A 25607-nucleotide genomic window follows, 5' to 3' on the forward strand; every position below is an offset into this window, starting at 1 on the left:
ACTTATTGTCTTTTGAAGCAAAACATGATATTATATAAGTACCAACAGTAAGTCCTTCGATAGTGCGTTTATCTATGTAAGTGTTCTGTGTGAGCATCGCTCGGAGGCAATTGGTATTTTAAATATTTCAAAAAAGGGATTGAAACCGCGATATGGGTCGCAAGGTTCAATCCCTTTTTGATTATGTCAGCTCGTAAACACCCTTAAGTATTCCAAGTTCTCTCATAAGCTCAAGTTCCTCAGTGTAATGTCCAGTCTGCAGATGTGAATAGAACAGATTAGAAAATACATCCGCTATCTGCACAAATTTGTTACAGGCTGAATCGAAGTAGCTCACTGAGAAATTCCCCGCTACCTGACCTGACAGTGAAAGCTCGGTGTTCAGGTAATTTTCAAGGAATGATTTGTTCTCCACCCGCTCATTCCTCTCGTCAAGCTGCAGAAAGCAGTCCTCGTCAGGAAGATATCCATTCTGTATGAAGTAGAGCAGGGCAGATTTGATGGAGAAGTTGAATGTCCTGGAGATGTTGTCGAAAAAGCGGTTCGGCAGATTTTCATTCTTCATCATGATATAGTACACGTCAAAGTGATGCTTCCTGGAGAAGTAATCCACAAATATGTGCTTCATGTCTCTGTCAAACTGTGCACCTTTTAGTTCACGGAATTTGCCGTCCCGGAACATTCTCCCGCCGTGCTTGGTGATCTTGCCGGTCATGTCATCGACCTTGTCACTGTCCAGATCAAGAAGCATCTCATAGTTGGAAGAAATAAATCTCTTGTAAGCACGCTCAAGGGCGACGGGATCGAGGACATGGATCATAGACACCACGAAATACTGATCGTTTGTGGCATATTTATTGATAGAACCTGATTCGTCTATGTAAATGTTCACGATTCCTGCCCCCTTATATAATCGAATTCTTCGCCATGTCTAAGTGTTAATCCACTGATACAAGCTCTATCTTGAAGTTGAGCTCTTTGCCGGCCATCTCATGGTTTGCATCAAATGTGATGGATTCGTCATCTTTTTCAATGACCTTTACAAGGAACTGCTGTCCCATGGAATTGGCAAGGTATACCTGATTGCCGACCTCAAGATTCTCAGCGCCAGGCATATCTGCAAGAGGAGCCTTGATGATGGCCTCCGGGTCAGGCATTCCGTATGCGTCCTCAGGACGAAGATGTACATCGATGATATCGCCAACGTTCATGCCCTCAACTGCCTGATCAAATCCCGGAATCATCTGTCCTGCACCGCAAACGAACTCGATAGGCTCGCCTCTGTCATATGAAGAATCGAACTTTGTTCCGTCGTTGAATGTTCCTGTGTAGTGAACCTTACAGGTTCTTCCTGTGTTACTCATAAAAATTTGTCCTCCAATTGGGTAATATGTCATTAATTGTAACATGAAATAGAGGGAATGGATATAGGAAAAATTATGGCGTTCCGACCTCGATAAGATTGCCGTCAGGATCATAGAATCTGATGACTTTTTGTCCCCATGAATGAGTCATGAGACGATTGACATATTCAATGTTGTATGGCGACTCATCAAGTTTTTGTGCAAACTCCTCGATATTATTTTCTTCAAAATATAACTCCGAAGCATTGTTATGTGGAATTACAAGATTTTCAATGAATTCAGCCCAAATAGTTGCATCCTGAAGGACCAGCCCTCCCGTCAGGATCACATTTCCCTCGTTGTCCAAGATAACCTCAAGCCCGAAGATATCTTTGTAAAATTTTTTTGATCGTTCAATGTCATTTACGACGATTAGTACATTTTTTAATTGCATAGCGGTTTTCCCCCAAGTGTATAATATAAGTTGGTTTCTAGTGTTTAGTTTACCAAATGATTTGCAAACAGTCTACATAATATATGGTAAAATTAGAAAAAACTATTTATTGATTGCAGCGGCAGCGTATTGTGCAGTCGGCGAGGATAGAGTAAACTGAAAACAGTTTAGAATGAATGGAGATAAATTATGTTGAAATTAGGATGTCATGTAGGAATGTCTGGCAAGGATATGATGCTCGGCTCAGTGAAGGATGCTGTGGCATTTGGCGCAAATACATTTATGCTTTACACAGGCGCACCGCAGAATACGAGACGCAAGGATATATCGGAGCTTAAGATACAGGAGGCACATGAACTTATGGCACAGCACGGCATAGATGAGTTCGTGGTCCATGCGCCGTATATAATCAATCTTGCAAATACAGTAAATCCTGCGACTTATGAAATCGCAGTGGAATTCCTCGCAAAGGAGATTGACAGGGCGACAGCGATGGGATCACAGACCATAGTCCTTCATCCGGGCTCACATGTAGGAGAGGGCGTGGACAAGGGAATTGCAAGCATAGTAAAGGGTCTGAATGAAGTCCTGACCGCAGACACTACATGCCATATAGCGCTTGAGACCATGGCGGGAAAGGGCAGTGAGATTGGAAGAAACTTTGAGGAGCTTGCGCGAATTTATGATGGAGTGAGTCATAATGACAAGCTTCGTGTGTGCTTTGACACTTGTCACACCAGCGATGCGGGCTACGACATCATACATGATTTCGATGGAGTCGTGGAGAAGTTCGACAGACTCATCGGCAAAGATCAGATAGCGGTATTCCACATGAACGACAGCAAGAACGAGCCGGGAGCTGCAAAGGACAGACATGAGAACTTTGGATTTGGCAAGATCGGCTTTGAGCCACTCATGTACATCATGAACCATCCGGACTTCATGGAAGTCCCAAAGATCCTGGAATCCCCATACATCAAAGACCCGGAAAACAGCAAGAAAAGCTACGAGCCGTTCAAACGGGAGATAGCAATGATCCGAAATGGGAAATTCGATCCGAAGATGAGGGAGAAAGTGGTGGAAGATAACAGATAAAAAAGGAGTTCTACTTAGTAGAACTCCCTGAATGTTTTCTTTCGGCATCTCTGCCTATCCGGGTTTTGGTAAACAAACAACCCTTATAAAGCTCAGCCATGCACTGTTTCCCGGAACATCACACGCATCATCACTCTACAGCCTGCTACGACTATTAAGTTTACGTCAGTCTGATAGGCAACTCCTGTCACCTGCATAACAGCGCTTTCGCCCTGTTTCTACTATATAAGCTGAGCCGCAAGAAAGGCAATAAACCTGTGGTTTACCCCTTGCATATCTAATGATAAGTCAAAACACAGGTAATCAGCCATTCATCTGCTTCAAAAACTATAATAAAAGAGATGTATGTTGTGTATGGGCTATCGGTAGTGAAGACTGCCGAGCTTCAGGATTTTCCTGCCGAGCTGAAGACCGCAGCGCCCTTATCGCGGTCGTAAGCGAGTGCAAATGGAAAATTCTGAAGTGACAGCAGTCGAACGTGATAGCACATACACAACATACATCTCTTTTTTCATGAACTGAATACAGATGAAGGACTGATTACCGTCCGTCCCTTACTTCTCCGGATGCTCTGTCAGCCAGTGCTCGATGACCTGCGCATCAGAGTGGCACTGCACAAAAGTTCCGTTGATTCTCTGGGTACTCTCAATACCCTTTCCAGTCGTGATGACAAGCTCGCCAGGCTGAGCCTCATCGAGGGCTCTTGTGAGAGCCTGCTCCCTGTCAACGATTATATAGCAAGGCTTTGTGATGTACTGCTTGATCTCCTTACAGATCTCCTCACAGGACTCAAAGCCCGGATCCTCCATGGTGAGAACAACCTTGTCGGCATACTGCTCAGCAAGTCTTCCCATATCCTCACGGCGCTTCTTGTAACGCTCACCGCCACAGCCGAATACAACGGTTATAGACTTTGGCTTCATGGTCTTTTTAACCATCTCATACAGTCTGTACATGCTTATATAGTTGTGTGCGTAGTCGATCATAAATGTGCGATCCTTCCAGTGATATACCTGTAGTCTTCCCGGAACATATACATCTCTGATGCTGCTTCTGATCTGATCATTTGGAATGCCGATGAGAAGAGAGGAGATGATGGCGGCAACAATATTTTCAACATTGTAATCACCGATCAGGTTGGTGTTGTATGCTCTGTTCTCTCCTCCGTATATAAGCTCAAAGTAGCTGTTATGGTCTGTGAGATCTTCATTGTGGATGCTGGCGAATTCAGTATCCTTTTCAAAGAAATCGTCATCCCTTGACATGAGCTTTTCAATTGATTCCTTGCTTCCGTATACAACAACGTGCTTGTCCCTTACTTCATTATATATAGTTTCAAAATATCTTGTGTCACTGTACAGCACAACGTTGTCGCACTGCTTCAGGAAGGATACCTTGCATCCGAGATAGTCCTCCATGGAGGCGTGCTCTGTCGGGCTGATGTGATCGTAGTCGATATTGGTAAATACTCCGACCTTGTAGTGCTCTCCGTAGATGCGGTTCATCTTCATGGCCTGGGAAGAAACTTCCATTATACAGTGTGTACAGCCTTCATCTACAGCCATGTCGAAGTATGTCTGGAGTTCAATAGGCTCAGGTGTGGTGAGAGTGGTCTCAAAAACCTTTGTTCCAACATCAATCTCATGGGTTGAGAATGCTGAGCATCTGTTGTCGGTGTATTTGTCCAGTATATCCTTCATGACAAATGTAACTGTGGTCTTTCCCTTTGTTCCGGTGATTCCGACCTTGGTCATGTTATCGCCTGGATTGCCGAAGAACCATCTGGCAGCAAGAGCCATGGCCTTTCTTATATCATTTACAATAATATAAGGGATGTCCACGTCGTCGTACTTTTGCTGTGACAAATATACGATGGCGCCCTGTGCGATGGCTGATTTCAGGTAATCCTCCTTAAATGAGGCACCCTTGCACACGAAGAATGTACCTGGGACCACATCCTTGGAATTGATGGTTATATGGGAAGGAGTGATGTCTTTGCAATCCTCCGAATATTCAGTTATAAGATCCTGCCCGCTTAAAATATCCAATAAAGCTGTAAATTGTAAATTCTCTTTCATACTTTTCCCCTTGGAATGTGTCTTTTATTGTATTTGTACGGACTTATGATCCGTACGACTAAATGTATCACTTATTATGCTTTCTATAAATAATTATGTCAAATAAAAAATACTCAGATCATTAGTTCTGTTCTCTTCATATTTATCTCCATTTGCATACAAATATATCCAAGCTGGTATAACCATGCCTATTATAGCATAACATCAGGTATTATAGCACTTAAATTGTCGAAATGCGAAGCATTTTGACCCGGTATTGATAACTTCTATCATATGCAAAAACTTGTGTTGACAAAGTGCATCTGTTCAATTAAATTGTAGTCGCAATTTAAAAAAGAAAGATGAACTAGTGAAGAGGTTATATGAATATAGTATAGACAGAATACATATTATAAAGAGGTGATGAAATGTCAGAGTTCATAACATTATTTATACCATTTGCCGGAACAACACTGGGATCGGCCATGGTTTTCCTTATGAAAGATAAGATCTCTCCGCTTGTGGAGAAGGCTCTGCTCGGGTTTGCGGCGGGGGTCATGATCGCGGCGTCCATATGGTCACTGCTCATTCCGTCAATAGACATGGCGGAGGCACAGGGCAAGATAGCGTGGCTGCCGGCACTTATCGGATTTGCTCTTGGAATCATATTCCTGCTTGTTCTTGACACGGTGATACCGCACCTTCATCTGGAAAGTGACAAACCGGAGGGCGTCAGGTCAAAGCTTCAGAAGACGACCATGATGATATTTGCAGTCACGCTCCACAATATCCCCGAGGGCATGGCAGTGGGCGTTGTGTACGCCGGCGCAGCCATGGGCAATATGGGCGTGTCCATCACAGGTGCATTTGCACTTTCCATAGGAATCGCTATACAGAACTTCCCGGAGGGCGCAATTGTGTCCATGCCGCTTGTTGGCGAGGGCATGAGCAAGAAGAAGGCATTTCTGTATGGAACGCTGTCCGGAGCTGTGGAGCCGGTCGGAGGTTTCCTCACGGCACTGCTGGCTGTCCAGGTCACACCACTTCTTCCGTATTTCCTTGCATTTGCGGCGGGAGCCATGCTCTATGTGGTCATAGAAGAGCTGATACCTGAGTCTCAGGCGGGCGAGCATACCAATATAGGAACCATCGGTGCGGCGGTGGGCTTCGCTCTTATGATGGTGCTGGATGTGGCACTTGGATAATGACGAAAAATGCTAAATGATAAAATATGAGCAACTACTTATGTTGATTTTAAACATAAGTTAGCTTAAACTAACATCGTAGATCATGTGAGCTCCTGTACCCTCTGTAAACTGCTGAATCGGAGGGACAGCAGGGGTTATACTCGCGCGATACAAGAAAGAGGAGGTGCCATGTGCCCTGTGGGCACATATCGGAATGCACCGACGAACTGCCGCCGACCGTAAGGGAGGGGGCGATACAAGAAAGAGGAGGTGCCATGTGCCCTGTGGGCACATATCGGAATGCACCGACGAACTGCCGCCGACCGTAAGGGAGGGGGCGATACAAGAAAGGAGAAATATAAAAATGATGAATTATCTTGAGATCGAAAAGGTAATAGGAAGAGAGATACTTGATTCAAGAGGGAATCCAACAGTTGAGGCGGAGGTGTATCTGGCAGATGGAACAGTAGGCCGTGGTGCGGCGCCAAGTGGAGCTTCCACAGGTGAGTTTGAGGCACTTGAGCTTCGTGATGGAGACAAGTCAAGATACCTCGGCAAGGGTGTTCAGAAAGCAGTAGAGAATATAAATACTACTATAAATGACGTACTTACAGGAATGGATGCGTCTGATATATATGCAGTTGATGCAGCAATGATCAAGGCTGATGGAACAAAGGACAAGTCAAACCTTGGAGCAAATGCTGTCCTTGCAGTTTCAATCGCAGCAGCAAGAGCAGCTTCAATCTCACTTGACATTCCTCTTTATAGATTCCTCGGTGGAATCTCAGGAAACAAGCTTCCAGTTCCAATGATGAACATCGTAAACGGTGGATGTCATGCTCTGTCATCAGGACTTGACGTTCAGGAGTTCATGATCATGCCAGTTGGCGCTCCATCATTCAAGGAGTGTCTGAGATGGTGTGCAGAGGTATTCCACGCACTTGCAGGAATCCTCAAGGAGAGAGGCCTTGCTACATCAGTAGGTGATGAGGGTGGATTTGCCCCGGCACTTAAGTCTGACGAGGAGGCTATCGAGACAATTCTCGAGGCTGTAAAGAAGGCTGGGTATGAGCCAGGTAAGGACTTCAAGATCGCTATGGATGCTGCTTCATCAGAGTGGAAGAGCGAGAAGGGAAAGGGCTGGTACAAGCTTCCAAAGGCTGGAACAGAGTATACAGCAGAGCAGCTCATCGAGCACTGGGCAAAGCTTGTTGAGAAGTATCCTATCATCTCAATTGAGGATGGTCTCGACGAGGAGGATTGGGAAGGATGGCAGAAGCTCACAACAAGACTTGGCGACAAGGTACAGCTTGTCGGTGATGATCTGTTTGTTACAAATACAGAGAGACTTGCAAAGGGTATCGAGATGGGATGCGCAAACTGTATCCTTATCAAGCTCAACCAGATCGGCTCAGTATCAGAGACACTTGAGGCTATCAAGATGGCTCATAAGGCTGGATACACAGCAATATCATCACACAGATCAGGTGAGACAGCGGATACAACTATCGCAGATCTCGCAGTAGCACTCAACACATGCCAGATCAAGACAGGTGCTCCTTCAAGATCAGAGAGAGTTGCAAAGTACAACCAGCTCCTCAGAATCGAAGAGCAGCTTGGCGACTCAGCTGTATATCCTGGAATCAAAGCTTTCAACGTAAAGCAGTAGGATAATAGCATTAGCCATACGAATGCATCTCCACTGGTGGAATCATCGGTGGAGGTGCTTTTTTTATACTTTAATTAAATAAAAAAATGACTAAAAATTGCCAGATAATATGTGTGTATTTTAACATTAAAAATATGGAATCACTTGACAGATAGTGTTAAACTATACATAGGCTTATCGGGAGGTAGGAATCATGGCTTCAAAAAGAGATTATTATGAAGTTCTCGGCGTATCAAAGACAGCCACAGACGCTGAGATAAAAAGAGCATATAGAACCCTGGCGAAGAAATACCACCCGGACACGAATCCTGGCGATGCGACGGCTGCAGAGAAGTTTAAGGAGGCCTCTGAGGCCTACGCGGTACTGTCTGATGCCGAGAAGAGGAAGATGTATGATCAGTTTGGAATGGCTGCATTCGATGGCTCCGGTGGAGCCGCCGGTGGTGATCCATTCGGAGGCGGAGGCTTCCACTTTGAGGGTGGAGACTTCGGTGATATGTTTGGCGATATATTTGGCTCGTTCTTTGGCGGCGGTGGCCGCTCACAGAGAGGTGGATTTGGCGGATTCGGTCAGGGAAGCTTCAATGTGCGGGGCAGAGATATGGAGGCAAGTGTCACGGTAGATTTTGATGATGCAGTATATGGTTGCGACAAGACTCTGTCGTTCAATGATGGACGGGGAGGAAGTTCCCAGTTCACTGTACACATTCCGGCGGGTATAGACAACGGCGGTGTGATAAGACTGGCTGGCAAGGGATATCCCGGAACCGGCAAGGGTCAGCCTGGAGATATGCTGCTGAAGGTCAATGTAAGAGACAAGGCAGGTTATGAGAGAAAGGGTCTGGATATATACACCACGGCTCTTGTGCCATTTGACACGGCAGTTCTCGGTGGAGAGATATTGGTCCACACCATGTTCGGTGATGTGAAGTGCAAGATAGCACCGGGTACTCAGTCGGGAAGCAAGATAAGGCTTCGTGGCAAGGGTGTCCAGGCGAGGGGCGGCAATACCCATGGAGATCATTATGTTACCGTGAGAATTGCAGTTCCAAGGAACATTTCACCAGAGGCGAAGGATGCGCTTAAGAAGTTCACAGAGCTTGTGAACAAGGGCTGATAATATTATGTTCACATAGAAACCAGGGCGGAAAGCTCACTTTATGAGCGGTCTGCCCTGGTTTTCTCAGCTAAAGCGGGAGATTCTTGACTTTGCAGACAAAAATACATATAAAGATTACTTAAAACAATTGATTTCAGGAGGGAAAATGTTATTAGATAAAGATATACGAGAACCCCTGTTTGATTTCCTTGAGGAGCGATATGGCAAGGTGCGTATCCTTGAGGAGAAGACCGTCGGGAACTCCCGTGCGGATGTGGTAATGGTCATTCCAGACAAGATAGTGGGAATCGAGATAAAAAGTGATGCGGATACATACACGCGGCTGGAGAGTCAGGTAGCAGACTATGATCTATATTTTGACCAGAATATCGTGGTGGTGGGAAGTACACATGCAGGTCATGTGGCAGAGCATGTACCAGACTACTGGGGGATCATATCTGTTGAAGAATATGATACAGGCATCAAGTCAGATACAGGTGGTAAGCCAGATGCAGAAGGCCTGGAGGCTGGAGTGTCAGACAAGCTGACTCACAAGATCGATTTCTACGTGGTCAGGGAGATGCAGCCTAATCCACGGGCTGATCTGCTTCGTACCATACGTATATTGTGGAGACCGGAGCTTGCACATATCCAGGAGACCTACAGCCTTCCGATGTATAAGGGAAAGAGCAAGGATTTCGTCAGGACACTTATAGTTGACAGACTTCCGGCGGAGATCGTGCACCATGAGATAAGTGAGATCCTGTTCGAGAGGGATTATGCCGCCATGATCGAGCAGATACAGGAATTCAGAAAGGCACAGGCGGCAAAGCGCGGCAAGACGGTCAGGAGAAAGAAAAAGAGATACAGAAGAAAAAAGAGAGATGCATAGAGGTGACAGCATGATAAAGAAGTATACATACGGAAAGCCATTTCAGACAGAATCAGTAGTGGTAGATATCGCAGCAGAAAAAGGACAGCCAGATCACGGCAATATAGACTTAACAGCCGGATTTTCGTACACATTTGGTCTTGAGGACAGTGATATAGTGTATGGCCTTGGCGAGGCGAACAGAGGAATCAACAAGAGAGGCTACAAGTACATAAGCAACAATGCAGACAATCCGCATCATCACGAGGATGTATACTCACTGTATGCATCACACAACTTTATTATAGTTTCAGGAGCGCAGACATTTGGCCTGTATTTTGACTATCCATCCACGATCACATTTGACGTGGGATATACGAAGTGCGATGAGCTGCATATTTTCTGTGACAGCGCAGATCTGGATATCTATGTGATAACAGGTGACAGCCCATATGATATCACAAAGCAGTTCAGGAAGATGATCGGAAGGAGTTATATCCCGCCAAAGTTTGCATTTGGATTTGGACAGAGCCGCTGGGGATACAAGACACCGGAGGACTTTGAGACGGTGGCGAGAAAATACAGAGAGAACCACATCCCGATCGATATGGTCTACATGGATATAGATTACATGGACAGCTATAAGGATTTCACCATAAATGACGACTTTGGCGATTTTTCGGAGTATGTGGAGAATCTGAAAAAGGATAATATCCGTCTGATCCCGATCATAGATGCCGGTGTAAAGATCGAGGAAGGTTACGATGTGTATGAGGAGGGCGTGGCAAATAACTACTTCTGCAAGAGAGCAGATGGAAGTGATTTCGTTGCGGCAGTATGGCCGGGATATACGCATTTCCCTGATGTGCTGAACCCTGAGGCGAGACGCTGGTTCGGTGCAAAATATAAGATTCTGACAGATGCAGGTATAGAGGGCTTTTGGAATGACATGAATGAGCCGGCGATATTCTTCACACCGGAGGGCGTGAGCGAGCTGAAGGAAGCGATGAAGAAATTCATTGATAAGGACGAGACCGTGGATGATGTATGGGGAATCTCGGGAATGGCGGCAGGTGTTGCCAACAATCCGAAGGATTACGCATCTATGTATCACAATGTGGATGGGGAGATGGTGCGTCACGACAAGGTTCATAACCTCTTTGGATATAACATGACAAGGGCGGCAGGCGAGGCGCTTCGCGAGATCTCACCGGATGAGAGACGACTTTTGTTCTCCAGATCGTCTTATATAGGGATGCATCGTTATGGCGGCGTCTGGATGGGCGATAACAAATCGTGGTGGTCACACATCCTGCTCAACATCAAGATGCTTCCGTCCATGAATATGTGCGGTTTCCTGTATACGGGCGCGGACCTCGGTGGATTTGGATGCGACACATCCAGAGACCTTCTTCTCAGATGGCTTGCACTCGGTGTGTTCACTCCGCTCATGCGTGACCATTCTTGTGAGGGTACAAGAAATCAGGAGTGCTATCAGTTTGAGCATATAGAAGATTTCAGGAATGTGATCGGTGTCCGTTACCGATTGCTTCCATATATATACAGTGAGTACATGAAGGCGGCCTTGACGGACGACATGATGTTCAAGCCACTGGCATTTGAATATCCGAATGATAGGATCGCGGCTCATGTTGAGGATCAGCTCATGCTTGGAAATGAGATCATGATCGCACCGGTTTACACGCAGAATGCCATCGGAAGATATGTGTATCTGCCGGAGGATATGATGCTTGTAAGATTTACGGCAGACGGCAGCGCCACGCAGACGGAGATGCCTGCGGGACATCACTTTGTTGAGGTACCTTTGAATGAAGTTATCCTTTTTGTAAGAAGTGGCAAATGTATACCTGTCGTGGATGTGGCGGAGTGCGTTGCTGATATTGACAAGACTACAATGCAGCTGATCGGTTATAAGAACAGCAGTTATATGCTGTACGATGATGACGGTTATACAAGAGAGTATGACCTGGAGAAGAATTGTGCGCTCTTATTTAAATAAGATGCATGGCAAGGGATAAGCTGGCAGAGGCATGGTTAATATATAATATTACCTAATAGACATCAGAGAATATAACATTAGAGAATATACAAGGAAGAGAAGACATGAAGAACGTAAAATTAATAGCATCCGACATGGATCATACACTGCTTATGGAGAATGGAAAACTCCCGGATGGTTTCTTTGATTACATTGACAGGCTGGATGAGAAGGGGATTCGTTTTGTTGTAGCCAGCGGAAGACCCATGTACACCCTGAGGGACATGTTCGGAGACAAGATGGATAAGATGGTGGTCATCGGTGATAACGGTGCGGCTATTTCCAATTGCGGCAAGATCATATACAAGAGCCTGATGGATGTGGAAGAGTACCAGAGTATGATACGCTTTGTGGAGGACGAGACGGATGGTGTTGCTGTACTGTGTGCCCTATCCGGAGCATATGTCCTGAAAAAATACGAGAAGTATGCGAAGTTTTTCAAAGCATTTCTCAGTAATCTTGTGTTTGTTGATGATATGAGAAGCCTTGACGTCGAGTCCAATAAGTTTACGATATTTGCTCCGGATAAGGATGCCGCTGTGAAGTACAAAGAGATCTATACGCCACGTTTTGGAGATAACTTCTCAGTCACTGTGGGCGGAAGAGAATGGATCGACATCATGAATAAAGGTATCAATAAGGGAATGGCCATGAGAAAGATCGGAGAACTTCTTGGTATCGATACCAGTGAGATGATGGCATTCGGAGACAACTTCAACGATGCGGAGATGCTGAAGACGGTATACTACAGCTATATCGTGGCAAATGCGCAGCCTGGCATGGAGAAGTTTGCAAGGTTCCGCGCCCCATCCAATGAGGAGCGTGGAGTGCTCCAGGTTATGGAGCAGGTGCTGGCAGCCAACTTGTAGGCGAAGTATAGAAACAGACATAAATAACGGATAGAAATCAAAGGCTCAGTCTCTTATTAACAGTGGCTGGGCCTTTTATTGATAATGTAAGCAGTGACCACTAAATCTTAATATTAAACGTAATAAGATTGTAAGATGTGGATGTTAGAATAAAATCATCAGATAGAACAGACAAGAAAATGAAAAGGAAGAGGTATCATGAATATATTATCAACCCACAATCTTACAAAGACATACGGAACAGGAGACAATGTCGTGCATGCGCTTACAGATGTGTCACTTGATATTGAAGAGGGAAAATTTGTATCTATCATAGGCAGTTCGGGAAGTGGAAAGTCAACACTTCTAAATCTCTTAGGGGGTCTCGACAGGCCAACATCAGGAGATGTTATACTGGACGGCAAAGCTATTTTTGAAATGGACGATGAGGCACTTACGATATTCAGAAGACGAAAGATAGGATTTGTTTTCCAGAATTACAATCTGGTGCCAATATTAAATGTGTATGAGAATATAGTGCTTCCGATCGAGCTGGATGGAACGAAGATAGACACTGCGTATGTAGATAAAATTATGGATGTGCTCGGCTTGTCGGAAAAGAAACTTTCCATGCCGAACCAGCTGTCAGGAGGCCAGCAGCAGAGGGTTGCGATAGCCAGAGCGCTGGCAGCAAAACCTTCTATCATATTGGCTGATGAGCCGACAGGCAATCTGGACAGCAAGACCAGTATGGATGTCATTGCATTGTTAAAGCTGACTGGTAAAGAATTTGCACAGACGATAGTGATGATCACTCATAATGAAGAGATAGCAACCATGGCAGACCAGATGATACGGATCGAAGATGGCAGGATCTTCTCAGCAGGAGTACCAGATGGGGGTGAGAAGGATGCTTAGAAACAATAATCAGGCGGCGGTGAGCAGGATATATCACCGCATGTTAAAGCAGAACAAAGTGCGAAATGTAATTGTTATTCTGGCGATCGTTCTCACAACATTTATGTTCACGGCCGTATTTACATTGGGATTTTCAATAGCTAAAAATCTTAACCAGATGCAGCTCAGACTTCAGGGAACAAGATCTTCTATATATATGGAGCGTCCATCTGAAGGTCAGATAAATGATATAAAGGCCTGTCCGTCACTTCTTGCAGCGGGAATACAGATCGATGCACAGACAGTAAGCACGGGATCAGGCAAGTACAGTTATCTGCTTCAGTATGATGATGATACAGAATTTAATGAGAATCTGAAACCTGCCATAACCGATATAAATGGCAGTTATCCGAAGGATGAGAATGAGATAATGCTCACAAAGCAGATACTTGACAATATGGGTATCACGTCGCCAAAGGTAGGTCAGAATGTTACGTTTGTGATGGATGGTGAGAGAAAAAATTTTGTGCTCTCAGGCTGGTACACAGGATTTGCCAAGAGCAGCGTATGCCTGGTGTCAAAGAAATATGTGGATTCCCAGGGGATAGATATGCAGAAGGATGGACGTGTCAGTATCTCCGCAAAGGAGGGCAAGGGTGATAAACTCCAAGATGAACTTGAGAAGAATGTTACTTTGAGGCAGGACCAGAAGTTTGACGTGAAATATGATGTTCAGTCTGAAAATGGGTCAAACCGTGTGGCTATAGCTATAAGTATAGGCATTATTGCTCTTATGATACTCCTTAGTGGATATCTTCTTATATATAATGTAATGTATATATCTGTTACAAAGGATATAAGATTCTATGGAATGCTCAAAACCATCGGGGCTACGATGTCCCAGATACAGAAGATAGTGAAAAAACAGGCACTGTATCTGGCCTGTATAGGAATTCCGATAGGGGTACTCCTTGGAACGGCGGTGTCATTTGGCGTTGTTCCTCTTGCTATGAACATGCTGTCGATAGACAGGGAAGCTGCACTTTCATCGGCGGTCAGTTTCAATCCGGGAATATATGTATTCTCCGTGGTATTTGCATTTGCGACTGTATTTATAAGTGCAAGGAAACCGGCAAAATATGCCGGGAAGATATCTGCAATCGATGCTATGAAATATGCTGGAAATATATCTGGAACAAGATATAAGTCCACTGGTGGAGGAAGACCCCGGAAGATGGCATGGAGGAATGTGTTTCGTGAAAAGAAGAGAAGTATACTTGTGTTCGCATCGATATTCATGGGTTCAGTTACATTTCTGTGTGTGAATACATTTATATCCTGCATGGATGCGGACAGTTATATAGAGCACTATCTTCACAATGATTATGTGCTGTATGGCGGCGGAGAATCAGATAACTCTAAGCCTCAGGCGACCATGGCGGACATCGTGGATCAGATGCGGAGCATTCCGGGTATGGATACTGTAGAGGCGAACAGAAGTGCAGATGTAAGACTGCCATTTGACGCTGAACTTTATGCACCGTTTATTGAGAGCGAGGATGACCCTGAATCTCTTGCGACATTTTATGAGACAACGACCAACAGTGAGGCACAGTATGGGGCACCGCTGATATCGGTCAATTCAGATATGATAAAGCTCTACAACAAAACTGCCAGACAGAAGATTGATATAGATGCATTCGAAAAAGGAGAGGTATGTCTGATAGGTTATGTAGATTCCATATCAGCGTCGGAGCGGATGACGGATAAGACTCTGACACTTGTAAATGACCAGACGGGCAGGAAGAGACAGATCACAGTTGGCGCAGCCATGATGAGAGCAGAGCAGTCAGCAATCACCGCTGGGTATTATTGGACACTTGGTGGAGCTCCGGAGGCGATATTTGTGAGTGATGCGGTGATGGATGATCTGTTTCCGGATGCGGCGATCTCATGCATCATTGCGGATGCGGAGAAAGGAAAAGAATCAGAAGTGACACCATATGTACAGCGCATCGTAAAGGAAAATCCAGTCATAGCCGGGAGTGATATCAGGTCGGTGGAGGGCTCGGAATTTAAGAAGTCTATGCTGTCGCTTGAGGTGATAGGCGGTGGAATATCGATCATATTGATACTTATCGGAGTGGTGAATTATATCAATGTCATGATCACTGGTGTATATACGAGAAAACTGGAACTGGCAGTGCTTGAGAGTGTTGGAATGACAAAGAGGCAGATACGTAATATGCTTATGTACGAGGGCATGTTTTATGGTATTATAACAACAGTACTTATTGTGACGCTTGGAAGCCTTATGATGTATGGAACTGGTCGGCTATGTGTGAATATAGCTGATTATGCAGTATTTCATTATCCGTATGCACTTGTTGCCGGAGTCGTTGTTGTGCTGTTTGCTATATGCATTGTGGTTCCGGCGATGGTGTTCAGACTTGTGACAAAAGATACGGTGACAAGCCGGCTGAGAGAAGCATCATAGATATTTGGCAGACCGGGAGTCGTGAAAATGATATGGAATCAGCATGTAATTTGGCAGACCGGGAATCATGAAAATGATATGGAATCAACATGTAATTGATAGGAGAAAGTATGAAACGTATTTTGGTCGTGGAGGATGATGTGATCATATGTGGAGGTGTGAAGCTGTTCCTTGAAAAGAGGGGATACGAAGTTGAAACTGCGTACTCATGCAAGGAGGCGGATGGCTGTCTGGAACATGGATTCGATCTGATATTGCTTGACAGAAACCTTCCCGATGGAAGGGGTCTTGACTATTGCAGAGAACTGAGAAAAAGTACAAAGGTCCCGATCATCTTCCTCACGGCAAGAGATACGGAGGCTGATATGATAGAGGGTTTCCGGGCCGGCTGTGATGACTATATAGCAAAGCCGTTTTCCGTGGAACTTCTGTATCAGCGGATAGAGGCAGTCCTTCGAAGAAGTGAAAATGTACCGGATGGGGTAAAGCACGAACGTTTTCATTATGGGGATATGAGTGTTGACTTTGAGCGGATGCAGGTGTACATATCGGATGAACCGATAAAGCTGTCCGTTACGGAATACAGGATACTGGAACTGCTGATAAAAAATAAGGGGCGCGTTCTCACAAGAGATATGATCATACAGAAGATTTGGGATGACAATGAAAATTATGTGGATGAGAACACGCTGAATGTGCATATCAGAAGACTGCGTCAGAAGATAGAAAAGGATGCCGGCAATCCGGAGTACGTGATCACGGTGTTTGGAATTGGATATACATTTGGCGAGACATAGGCAGGGGTATATAACAGAGATAATATGGATAAATATATTGACAACTATGGTAAATATACGAAGAGAGTGAGGATGCTGTATGTATGCTCACTTCTTTTGTTTGTGTTTTTAGCAGTATTTGAGTATGTATGTTCAGGAAAAATACTTGCGGCCATAGGCGCACTGGCGTGTGGTGTAGTTATGTTTGTTGTCATAAGGTTGCTGCAGAAGGCGGATGATGACTTTATTTCGGAGGTCGTGGCAGCCATGTCGGATCTTCTGGACAATCTCTCTGAGCTGAAACGGCAGCAGGTATTTCCGGAAAATGAGGACTCGCTGGTATCAAGGCTGCAGAGCAAGGTTGACAAGATAATCGATGCGCTGAAGCTTCAGAATTCCAGAGAGAGGTTAGAGCGTGAGAATATTAAGGGACTGGTATCGGATCTTTCCCATCAACTGAAGACGCCAATATCGAACCTGAGGATGTACACGGATTTTCTAAAAAATCCGGATATAAGTGATGACGAGCGTGCCAAATACCTGCAAGTCCTTGAACTGGCGGTGGATCGCCTGACATTTCTCTCGGAGAGTATGATAAAGGTATCTAGACTGGAAAGCGGACTTATCAATCTCGATGTGAAAAGCCAGAGTATAAATGACACTGTGCTGCAGGCAGTGAAAGATGTATATGTGAGTGCAAAAAATGCCGGTATAACTATCAGGTATGATGAACAGGTGAAATGTGATATACAGCACGACAGAAGATGGACCGCGGAAGCGTGTTTCAATCTTTTGGATAATGCGATAAAATACGGAAAAGCCGGAAGTGAGATAGTCCTGTCGGTCAGAAAACTAGGGCTCACGGTTGAAATCAGTGTGACAGATGAGAATGAACCAATAGGAGAGGATGAGCGTACACATATATTTGAGAGGTTTTACCGTGGCAGAAATTCCGGTGACAAGGATGGTGTTGGAATAGGCCTTTATCTGTCAAGGGAGATCATAGAAAAACAGGGCGGAATGTTAAGTGTTATTCCCCAAAAGGGCGGTAACAAGTTCGTGATCGTGCTGCAGAGCCGATGAATGGAATAATGGCATGATTATATATAAAGGAGTACATATGATTTACACATACCCGGATTATTATAAGAAATTTAATTGTATAGCGGACAAATGCCCGGACACATGCTGCGGCAAATGGCAGATAGTGATAGATGACGATTCGTTGGAAAAATATGAGGATTATAATGGTGAGTACAGGGATGAGCTGCGCCGCAAGGTAAATTGGAAAGAAGGCGTTTTCAGACACGGCAGAAGTGGAAAGTGTGCATTTCTGCGGGATGACATGCTGTGTGATCTGTATATACACATGGGTAAGGAAAGCCTTTGTACCACCTGCAGGGAGTATCCGAGACATACGGAGGAATTCGAGAATGTGCGGGAGATATCACTTTCTCTTTCATGTCCGGAGGTGGCACGGATACTGATGAATATTACGGACAAGGTGACATTTGTGACCGAGGAGGATGACGAGGATGAGGTGTTCGACGATTTTGATTATTTCCTGTACTCCAATCTGGAGGATATCCGGGAGGCGATACTGAATGTCATTCAGGACAGAAGTGTGGACATCCGGATCAGAATCGAGCGGGTGCTTCAGATTGGCGCGTCGGCACAGAGACACTATGATGAGGGCGACCTTGTCATGTGGGATGAGTGTGAGGAGCAGGATAAGCCGGAGATTTGCAGAAAAATAGAATTTTGCCCAGAGCATTCTAATACAGAGATCAATAATGAAGTCTTTTTAGATGATGAATATGTCTTGTTACAGAGACAGTTTGGTTTTCTGCTTGACGAGCTGGAGCTTTTGTACGACGACTGGGAGGATGTGCTCATAGAGTCGCAGGAGCTTTTGTTTGGTGGGGGCGAGGAAACATTTACGGAGAATCGGAGAAGGTTTGAGGCATGGTGGCGCAGGCATTCTGCGTGTCAGGATATGGCAGATGAGCGGGCTGCGGACAGCAATGCTTCAGAAGAGAATGTAAATGCTGATGATCAAGGCATGCGCGATCTGAACTCTGATTTCTGCGATGCATCTGTCGGTGAAATACTGCCTTCTATGGAGATTGTGCTAGAGCAGATCGTAGTATACTTCATCTCGATATATCTTCTGGGAGCCGTGTACGACGACAACATCATCGGCAAAGTGGAGGCCTGCGTAGGACATGCTGTTGAGCTTTATATGCTGCTCATGGCCAGATGGCTGAAAAATGGAGAGCAGATTTCCATGGATGACCTCATAGAACTGGCATACAGATATTCAAGGGAGATAGAGCATTCTGACGAAAACCTGGAGAAGGTGGAAGTGCTGGATTGGTTTGGAAAGATAGATTAGTCTATTGGTTTGTGAGGAGATGATGAAAATTCTGGACAACACGATAGAAATGTATAAGTCTGAAATGGAAAAAGCTTTGGCGATGACTTCAACGACAGGGAGATGCTTGATACAGTGTATTACAGCTATATAGTTGCAAATACGCAGGCTGGCAGAAAGTAAAAACGATTTGCAAAATTAAGCCTTACACCGCTTGTAGAAATAAGTAACTTACAGCTTAAATGTTATAGTAAATATACTTCCGTGCGGAATATTGTCACTGACTGTTATGTCAGCACCGTGGAGCTCTGCTATGCTCCTGGCGATGCTGAGACCGAGTCCAAAGTGATTTTTATGGTCGTTGCGTCTGGAATAGAAGGTTTCGAAAATGTGCGGCTTATCTTCATCGCTTATTCCAGAACCTGTATCTGATACTGTATAGTATAGATTTGAAACATCCGCGGATACAGATATTGCTATCTGTCCATCGGCGGTGCATGATATGGCATTGTCCACCAGAATAGATAGGCATTGAAGCATTCTATCCCTGTCCATGTAGACAGGTGAAAGGGGATTGTCAGGTATGGATACTGCCAGGTCAAGACTTTTTTGCATGGCAATTGATTCAAAGCGATCGTATAATTCTATTATTATATCTTCCGGGTGAATGTCATCGAAGTTATCCCTGCCTGACTTCTTTATATCAGCAAATGTCAGGAGATTGTTCACCATATCGGTCATTCTGTCACATTCCCTCTGGGCTGTCAAAATATAATCATTGTCAGTCTTGTCAGGATTACTGCCAGACAGTCCGTTGAGACATGATTTTATGACGGTTACAGGAGTCTTCAGTTCATGGGATGCTACAGCTATGAACATATCCTGTTTCTTATAAGCCACATTTACAGGGATAAGTATCCTGCCTGTAAAAATGCATGAGAATATGGACAGAAGTATTATTGCTATGGTAGTAATGATCAGAAATAAAATCATCATTTTTGCTTTGTATGCAGACAGCGTAGCGTTGTTGAATATGGTGTGTATGGTATAGAAATTTCCACCTATATTTATGATGCTGTAGCTGTTCCAGTAGTCGGTATGATCATATCTGACAATATAAAATCTCCTGTTGTTTTCGCCCTGATTTATCGCATTGTAATAATCTTTCCAGTACATCGGCTGATTGTAAGGAGATGCAGCTTCAAAAATTGACGCGCTCTCTGCAAAGCTGTTCGTGGAGACGATTGTGTTGTTGTTTCGCAGCACGTCTATATTAAGATTTTTCTCACTATATTCATTGAGGATAGGCATGTCTATGATGCTCACCTGTTCAAGATATGAGAATAAAAGGTTTACATCCCTTGTGTACGATATGTACGTGCTGTTTGTGTACTCCTTTATCACAGTGTGGAGCAGAAGAATGGACATGGCAGTCAGAATAATTGCTATGACGGAGGAGAGAAATATGGAAAGTTTTCTTTTGAGCTGTTCTATCATATAGATGTGTCCTCCTTTCTGCAGACTAGCATGTAGCCACTGCCGTATACGACCTTTATCACAAGACTGCTATGGATGGTTTTTAATCTGTTTCTCAGAAAATAAATGTAATTCAGTATATTCCCATTTCCCACATTTGAGGTCAGTCCCCATATGGCTTCGATGATCTCGTCTTGACTTACCAGCTTACCAGCAGATCTCAGCAATAATTCAAATAGCTGGGATTCTCTGTTGGTGAGCCGCACCGACTGGGTACCACATTGAAGTGTCCGGCTGTCGAGCATATAAGTGACATCACCATATGAATAGTCAAATGTACCAATCTGTTGGGTTCTTCGGTAAAGTGCGTTTATACGAGCCAACAGCTCATCAAATTCAAAAGGCTTGACAATATAATCGTCGGCACCGTGGGAAAATGCTGCAGTTTTGTTCTCGAGTGTCCCAAGGGCTGTGAGCATAATCACGGGTATCGATATCCTGTCAAAGTATAACTGATTGAGAATGTCCAGACCGGACATGTCAGGGAGCATCCAGTCAAGCACCAGGATGTCGATATCCACCCCGGAATATATGAGCTCTGTGCTCTGCTTTCCAGTTGTACACAGCGTCACAGATATTCCGTGATCTTCCATTTGTCTTTTCAGTATTTTCCCAAGATTGAGGTCGTCCTCCACAAGCAGCAGGTTCATACATATCCCCTTTTCGTTATTGTAATCTGGAATGTAGTTCATTTCATTCTTACTTTATAGTAATTCATTTGGGGAGCGTTTGAAAGCGGTATACGCAATTTAGATGGTTTTTAGATAATCTGAGAGTCTGTAGATGCTACAATTTGTACATGAAAATATGTGAATAGAGGAAGTGCTAACTGGGGAAAAGGAGGTAATCATGGGGCGTATAAATATATTTTTACTGCTTGCCGCTGTCATGATAATATGCTGTGGCTGCGCTGGAACATCAGGAGATGAAGAGGTGGTGAAGGAACTGTCTGAATATCAGATGACACAATTGAATGTGGCGGAGGTGTATGGAATAGGAAAGACACAGGACGGTTATGTGTGTATAGGAGAAAATTCTGACGGCGAGGCTGTAAAGCTGACATTCACGTCACCTAATGGTGAGGTACAGGAGGAAAAGCTTGACTCAGCTTTCGTGATGTCAGTGGACGAGAAGATATCAGCGGCATATGTTGATGGGGATGGAAGTATATATATAGCTTTGAGCAGTGTCTTGGGAGATGGAGACATGGAGAGCAGGATAGCCGTCATAACAGGGAATGGAGAGGTCAGACAGCTATCTGATGAATTTGAGGGAAATGTGACAGCTATCAGAGTGCTTGCTGACGGATCCGGCTATATCTCGGGCTGCCCGGGCGGTGATATAAGGTGTTTTTCAATGGATGGTGAAGAGAGATTTGTCATCAAAAATATGAATTACACAGATATATGTGTGGCGAGCGACAGGATTATGGTTTTGACAGAGAGGAGCCTTCTGTCATATGACATATCCGATGGAAGTGAGACTGAAAACATCACAGCATTTGATAAGAGTATGGCGGACGACCTGGACGAGACCTTCAACGAAAAGGGGATGGATGCGGTGAGCTGCAGAAATATCATGAAATATGACGAAGATTCGGACTCACTGTATCTTATGCTGAGCACAGGTTTATATGAGTATAAGCTGAAGGATAGGCTGGGAATTAGACTTGCTACGTTCAGGGATTCAGATATTGAGTACGACTATGTGGTTGAAGGCGGTGATACATTTGTTGCGATAGCTGGTGGCAAGAGTGGAAGAAAGTATGTGGTGGTGTATTCATATGATTCAGGTTATGCTTCAGCAGAAGACAAAGAAGAGATGGGTGATAATGAAGTTACACTATATTCGTTATATTATGCAGAGAGCTATGAAACTCTCATCTCATGGTACGAGGAATACCATTCTGACATGACGGTGAAGTATACATGGGGAATAGATGATGATAATGGAATATCTGAGAGCGATGCAATAAGAGCGCTCAATACACAGCTTCTCGCTGGTGAGGGACCTGATGTTATCATAATGGACGGATTGAATGTGGGAAGCTATGAGGATACCGGAGTGCTCTTGGAATTGTCACAGGTGTATGACGATATACTGGAGGAAAATTCAGACTGTCTGGAAAATGTTCTCAACACATACAGGAAAGAGGATGGTTCGATATACGCAATTCCATCCATGGAGACGTTTACTGCAATTATCGGGCCGGAAAAAGAGGTAAAGAACATGATGGATGTACAGTCGCTTGCAGCATATATAAGCAGTCAAGACAGACCAAAATATGGAAATGACCTGTCATTCTATAATTGGGAGTGTTATTTTGATATATTGTATTCAGGATACGCATCGGAGATTGTGGATAGCAATGGAAATTATGACGAAGAGATGCTCAGAAAATTTCTAGAGGACTTAAAGCTTTTGTATGACACGGAGATGGAAAGGACGACTCAGGATCAGATTGATGAGTGGAGTGCAACGTGGGGCACCTACAGTGATCAGATAAAAAAAGCTATAAACAGTGAGTATATGAGCCCGCTGTTCAACAGCGCCTGGTCTGGAAGAAAAACAGCATTTGTGAACATGAAGACGATGGGAGAATCCTGGCGTTTTTACAGTATAAAAGAGGACTATGAGGTCGGAACAGGTGAGAGCGGCGAAAATACGGATTACGCATATGAAATATGGGGAAATGGTGGAGGAAAGGTGTTTGTGCCAAACACGGTTGTTGCGATAAATTCCAGATCAAAGAGTTTAGATCAGGCTATAAGTTTTATGAAGGATCTGTTCAGTACGGATGTACAGAAAATATATTACGGCGTTGAATGTGGAAATCCGGTCAATATGGAGGGCGTGCGGGAATGGAACAGAGAGGCACAGTCCATGGGAACTCCGGGAGGAAAGATCACCCTGGGGGGAAATGATTACATGGATTGGTCGTATTGGCGTAAGGATGAGTATCTTGAGGACTATATAGATAAATTGAGAGAGCTTGATACTCCGTCGAATACTGATGCGAGGGTGCGCAGTGTGATAAGGGATAACGTTGGAGACTATCTTGAAAATGGGGATAGTCTGGACAGCACAGTTAATTCCATAGATAAACTTTTAGGGGTGTATTTGAGTGAATAAATTAGTTAGCAGAAGGACAAAAGGAACAGTCGGATTTGTGATTCCGGGTTTTTTGGGGGTTATGATCTTTGTTGTTATTCCGCTGATGGATGTATTTATATCGTCATTTCAGAGTGTGGGGCATGGTGGCTTTTCAGGACTGCAAAATTACAAAGCGGTATGGGAAAATACGGCATTCAGACTAGCAGCAGGCAACTCCCTGCAGTTTGAGCTGGTGAGTGTTCCACTTCTCATGGTAATCTCGTTGATAGCTGCGGTAGAGGTATATGGAATGAAAAGCAGCGCAGTCAGGTTTGCATTTCTCGTGCCGCTTGTTATACCATCAAATTCACTTGCGGTGGTCTGGAGGCTATTGTTTGCTGATCTTCTTTCGGGAAAGGCGGTCTTCTGGCTGTTTGTGGGCACATTTATATTTAAGAACACAGGGTACAATATGCTTATATGGATGTCTGGGTTGTCGGCGATACCGGAGACTGTGTACGATGCTGCCAGAGTTGATGGAGCGGGAAGATATACCCAGCTATTCAGGATCACGCTTCCAAATATGAAAAGGTCATTTTTCATAGTTGCCATGTTGTCTGTGGTGAATTCCCTTAAGATATTTAGGGAGCAATATTTGATGGCAGGCAGCTATCCGGACATGAGCATATATCAGATACAGCATGTGTTTAACAACTGGTTTGAGAAGCTGGAAATCAGCAGGCTTACGGCGGGGGCAGTTATGACAGCCGTGGTATTTTTCGGAATCATACTTATAATTCGTTTAGTATGTCTCACTGATTGGCATGAGATATCAGTTAAATATAAAAGAAAGATTTTACTGAGAGGACGTGGAATCAAATGAGGTATGTAGCAGAGGGGATACATTTGTTATTGAAGATACTGGTCATAATGGGAGCGGCGCTGGCGGTAATCCCTTTATTGATTCTGTTAAGTGGAACATTTATGGGTGAGATGGAGCTGGATCAGTTGTTGTTTCAGGGGGCAGATAGTGGTGCGAGACATGTTGTGTGGCATATGATCCCGCTATATCCGACATTTAAAAATATTGTAGAACTGTTATTTGACACTCCGGAATACTATGTACTTTTCTGGAATTCCGTGAAGATAGTCGGGGTGGTGATAGCCGGACAGCTTGTGTTCGCTGTGCCAGCAGCGTGGGGGTTGTCGCGGAGCGGCAGCAGATGGGCAAATCTGATATTTGGTCTGTATATGTTCTGCATGATACTTCCATTTCAGGTGACAATGCTGTCGCAGTACATTGTGTTAAATAGGCTAAACATGATAAATACGCATTGGGCGATTATTCTGCCGTTGATGTTCTCAACCTTTCCGATATTTATTATGTATAGCGCATTTGAGCAGATCCCGGATTCAGTGGTAGAAGCGGCACGGCTGGATGGTGCGGGCAGTTTCACTATATTTTTACACATGGCCATACCCATAGCAAAGAGAGGAATCATAGCTGCAGTGATATTGGGATTTCTCGAATACTGGAATGTTGTGGAGCAGCCGGTCGTGTTTCTCAAGGACAAGTACCTGTGGCCATTGTCTGTTTATCTGCCAAATGTGACGGAGGGAAGTGCGGGAAGAGCGTTTGCATTTGCACTGTTCAGTTGTATTCCGTCACTGATCGTGTTCTATGTCGGTAGGGGAATTCTGGCTGATGGAATATCAATAGGTTCTGCCGAAGATTGATAAAGGCAGATTGTA

At 44.4% G+C, this 25607-nt stretch carries 21 protein-coding genes and 2 pseudogenes; 16 read left to right on the plus strand and 7 right to left on the minus strand.

Annotated features, from left to right (window positions below; translation table 11 throughout):
* Positions 1–181 precede the first annotated feature (181 nt).
* From DW025_RS01770 to DW025_RS01780, 3 genes are all read right to left on the minus strand, one after another.
* Positions 182–892: a DUF3800 domain-containing protein gene (locus tag DW025_RS01770; RefSeq protein WP_118649726.1), complete on the minus strand. Its 711-nt coding sequence runs from the start codon at positions 890–892 to the stop codon at positions 182–184.
* Positions 893–938: 46 nt separating this feature from the next.
* Positions 939–1364, minus strand: coding sequence for an FKBP-type peptidyl-prolyl cis-trans isomerase (locus DW025_RS01775; RefSeq protein ID WP_004850005.1), 426 nt, complete (start codon positions 1362–1364; stop codon positions 939–941).
* 73 nt (positions 1365–1437) lie between these two features.
* Positions 1438–1797, minus strand: coding sequence for a VOC family protein (locus DW025_RS01780; RefSeq protein ID WP_117550788.1), 360 nt, complete (start codon positions 1795–1797; stop codon positions 1438–1440).
* Positions 1798–1989: 192 nt separating this feature from the next.
* On the opposite strand from DW025_RS01780, the gene DW025_RS01785 reads away from it, so the two are divergent.
* A complete protein-coding gene (locus DW025_RS01785; RefSeq protein WP_119998592.1) occupies positions 1990–2892 on the plus strand; it encodes a deoxyribonuclease IV in 903 nt (300 codons plus the stop codon).
* A gap of 554 nt (positions 2893–3446) precedes the next feature.
* Here the strand turns inward: DW025_RS01785 and DW025_RS01790 are convergent.
* Positions 3447–4970 carry a Mur ligase family protein gene (locus DW025_RS01790; RefSeq protein ID WP_119998462.1) on the minus strand — a complete coding sequence of 508 codons (1524 nt, stop codon included), beginning with the start codon at positions 4968–4970 and terminating at the stop codon, positions 3447–3449.
* A 407-nt stretch (positions 4971–5377) separates the two neighbouring features.
* Between DW025_RS01790 and DW025_RS01795 the strand changes: the two genes are divergently transcribed.
* From DW025_RS01795 to DW025_RS15430, 12 genes and pseudogenes are all read left to right on the plus strand, one after another.
* Positions 5378–6154 carry a ZIP family metal transporter gene (locus DW025_RS01795; protein WP_117550784.1) on the plus strand — a complete coding sequence of 259 codons (777 nt, stop codon included), beginning with the start codon at positions 5378–5380 and terminating at the stop codon, positions 6152–6154.
* 349 nt (positions 6155–6503) lie between these two features.
* Positions 6504–7805 carry a phosphopyruvate hydratase gene (eno, locus tag DW025_RS01800; protein ID WP_119998594.1) on the plus strand — a complete coding sequence of 434 codons (1302 nt, stop codon included), beginning with the start codon at positions 6504–6506 and terminating at the stop codon, positions 7803–7805.
* A 193-nt stretch (positions 7806–7998) separates the two neighbouring features.
* A complete protein-coding gene (locus tag DW025_RS01805; protein WP_119998464.1) occupies positions 7999–8922 on the plus strand; it encodes a DnaJ C-terminal domain-containing protein in 924 nt (307 codons plus the stop codon).
* 148 nt (positions 8923–9070) lie between these two features.
* Positions 9071–9796, plus strand: coding sequence for a sce7726 family protein (locus tag DW025_RS01810; RefSeq protein ID WP_119998466.1), 726 nt, complete (start codon positions 9071–9073; stop codon positions 9794–9796).
* 10 nt (positions 9797–9806) lie between these two features.
* Positions 9807–11795, plus strand: coding sequence for a glycoside hydrolase family 31 protein (locus DW025_RS01815; protein WP_119998596.1), 1989 nt, complete (start codon positions 9807–9809; stop codon positions 11793–11795).
* Positions 11796–11899: 104 nt separating this feature from the next.
* Positions 11900–12703 carry an HAD family hydrolase gene (locus tag DW025_RS01820; protein ID WP_004850024.1) on the plus strand — a complete coding sequence of 268 codons (804 nt, stop codon included), beginning with the start codon at positions 11900–11902 and terminating at the stop codon, positions 12701–12703.
* Between the two features lie 198 nt (positions 12704–12901).
* On the plus strand, positions 12902–13600 hold the full coding sequence (locus DW025_RS01825) for an ABC transporter ATP-binding protein (protein WP_118758066.1): 699 nt from the start codon (positions 12902–12904) through the stop codon (positions 13598–13600).
* Positions 13593–16076: an ABC transporter permease gene (locus tag DW025_RS01830; protein ID WP_243104863.1), complete on the plus strand. Its 2484-nt coding sequence runs from the start codon at positions 13593–13595 to the stop codon at positions 16074–16076. Before DW025_RS01825 ends, DW025_RS01830 begins: the two co-directional genes overlap by 8 nt.
* Before the next feature lie 110 nt (positions 16077–16186).
* Entirely contained in the window at positions 16187–16873 is a 687-nt protein-coding gene (locus DW025_RS01835; protein WP_119998468.1) for a response regulator transcription factor, read from the plus strand.
* 24 nt (positions 16874–16897) lie between these two features.
* Entirely contained in the window at positions 16898–17935 is a 1038-nt protein-coding gene (locus DW025_RS01840) for a sensor histidine kinase (protein WP_119998470.1), read from the plus strand.
* 37 nt (positions 17936–17972) lie between these two features.
* Positions 17973–19247 carry a flagellin lysine-N-methylase gene (fliB, locus tag DW025_RS01845; RefSeq protein ID WP_207666790.1) on the plus strand — a complete coding sequence of 425 codons (1275 nt, stop codon included), beginning with the start codon at positions 17973–17975 and terminating at the stop codon, positions 19245–19247.
* Positions 19248–19331: 84 nt separating this feature from the next.
* Positions 19332–19409 (plus strand): annotated as a pseudogene (locus DW025_RS15430) (hypothetical protein); the annotation flags it as partial.
* A gap of 48 nt (positions 19410–19457) precedes the next feature.
* On the opposite strand, the gene DW025_RS01855 reads toward DW025_RS15430, so the two are convergent.
* The 3 genes and pseudogenes from DW025_RS01855 to DW025_RS15540 form a co-directional block, all read right to left on the minus strand.
* Positions 19458–20723: a sensor histidine kinase gene (locus tag DW025_RS01855; protein WP_118017259.1), complete on the minus strand. Its 1266-nt coding sequence runs from the start codon at positions 20721–20723 to the stop codon at positions 19458–19460.
* The gene (locus DW025_RS15535) at positions 20720–21007 is read right to left on the minus strand and encodes a helix-turn-helix domain-containing protein (RefSeq protein ID WP_442872010.1); all 288 of its coding nucleotides are present in this window, start codon (positions 21005–21007) and stop codon (positions 20720–20722) included. Before DW025_RS15535 ends, DW025_RS01855 begins: the two co-directional genes overlap by 4 nt.
* A 75-nt stretch (positions 21008–21082) precedes the next feature.
* Positions 21083–21442: pseudogene (locus DW025_RS15540) on the minus strand (response regulator transcription factor); the annotation flags it as partial.
* A gap of 169 nt (positions 21443–21611) precedes the next feature.
* On the opposite strand from DW025_RS15540, the gene DW025_RS01865 reads away from it, so the two are divergent.
* From DW025_RS01865 to DW025_RS01875, 3 genes are read left to right on the plus strand one after another with little or no spacing between them, the layout of a single operon-like run.
* The gene (locus DW025_RS01865; RefSeq protein ID WP_119998474.1) at positions 21612–23894 is read left to right on the plus strand and encodes an ABC transporter substrate-binding protein; all 2283 of its coding nucleotides are present in this window, start codon (positions 21612–21614) and stop codon (positions 23892–23894) included.
* A complete protein-coding gene (locus DW025_RS01870; protein ID WP_118017263.1) occupies positions 23887–24738 on the plus strand; it encodes a carbohydrate ABC transporter permease in 852 nt (283 codons plus the stop codon). Before DW025_RS01865 ends, DW025_RS01870 begins: the two co-directional genes overlap by 8 nt.
* Positions 24735–25592: a carbohydrate ABC transporter permease gene (locus DW025_RS01875; protein ID WP_118017265.1), complete on the plus strand. Its 858-nt coding sequence runs from the start codon at positions 24735–24737 to the stop codon at positions 25590–25592. Before DW025_RS01870 ends, DW025_RS01875 begins: the two co-directional genes overlap by 4 nt.
* Positions 25593–25607 lie beyond the last annotated feature (15 nt).

The sequence above is a fragment of the Coprococcus sp. AF38-1 genome, assembly GCF_003603945.1.
GTDB lineage: Bacteria > Bacillota > Clostridia > Lachnospirales > Lachnospiraceae > Coprococcus > Coprococcus aceti.

Coding starts and splice junctions, on each gene's coding strand:
- DW025_RS01775 (WP_004850005.1), bottom strand. CDS start 1,364: ATGAGTAACACAGGAAGAACCTGTAAGGTTCACTACACAGGAACATTC.
- DW025_RS01780 (WP_117550788.1), bottom strand. CDS start 1,797: ATGCAATTAAAAAATGTACTAATCGTCGTAAATGACATTGAACGATCA.
- DW025_RS01790 (WP_119998462.1), bottom strand. CDS start 4,970: ATGAAAGAGAATTTACAATTTACAGCTTTATTGGATATTTTAAGCGGG.
- DW025_RS01795 (WP_117550784.1), top strand. CDS start 5,378: ATGTCAGAGTTCATAACATTATTTATACCATTTGCCGGAACAACACTG.
- eno (WP_119998594.1), top strand. CDS start 6,504: ATGAATTATCTTGAGATCGAAAAGGTAATAGGAAGAGAGATACTTGAT.
- DW025_RS01805 (WP_119998464.1), top strand. CDS start 7,999: ATGGCTTCAAAAAGAGATTATTATGAAGTTCTCGGCGTATCAAAGACA.
- DW025_RS01810 (WP_119998466.1), top strand. CDS start 9,071: ATGTTATTAGATAAAGATATACGAGAACCCCTGTTTGATTTCCTTGAG.
- DW025_RS01815 (WP_119998596.1), top strand. CDS start 9,807: ATGATAAAGAAGTATACATACGGAAAGCCATTTCAGACAGAATCAGTA.
- DW025_RS01820 (WP_004850024.1), top strand. CDS start 11,900: ATGAAGAACGTAAAATTAATAGCATCCGACATGGATCATACACTGCTT.
- DW025_RS01825 (WP_118758066.1), top strand. CDS start 12,902: ATGAATATATTATCAACCCACAATCTTACAAAGACATACGGAACAGGA.
- DW025_RS01830 (WP_243104863.1), top strand. CDS start 13,593: ATGCTTAGAAACAATAATCAGGCGGCGGTGAGCAGGATATATCACCGC.
- DW025_RS01835 (WP_119998468.1), top strand. CDS start 16,187: ATGAAACGTATTTTGGTCGTGGAGGATGATGTGATCATATGTGGAGGT.
- DW025_RS01840 (WP_119998470.1), top strand. CDS start 16,898: ATGGATAAATATATTGACAACTATGGTAAATATACGAAGAGAGTGAGG.
- fliB (WP_207666790.1), top strand. CDS start 17,973: ATGATTTACACATACCCGGATTATTATAAGAAATTTAATTGTATAGCG.
- DW025_RS01855 (WP_118017259.1), bottom strand. CDS start 20,723: ATGATAGAACAGCTCAAAAGAAAACTTTCCATATTTCTCTCCTCCGTC.
- DW025_RS15535 (WP_442872010.1), bottom strand. CDS start 21,007: ATGCTCGACAGCCGGACACTTCAATGTGGTACCCAGTCGGTGCGGCTC.
- DW025_RS01865 (WP_119998474.1), top strand. CDS start 21,612: ATGGGGCGTATAAATATATTTTTACTGCTTGCCGCTGTCATGATAATA.
- DW025_RS01875 (WP_118017265.1), top strand. CDS start 24,735: ATGAGGTATGTAGCAGAGGGGATACATTTGTTATTGAAGATACTGGTC.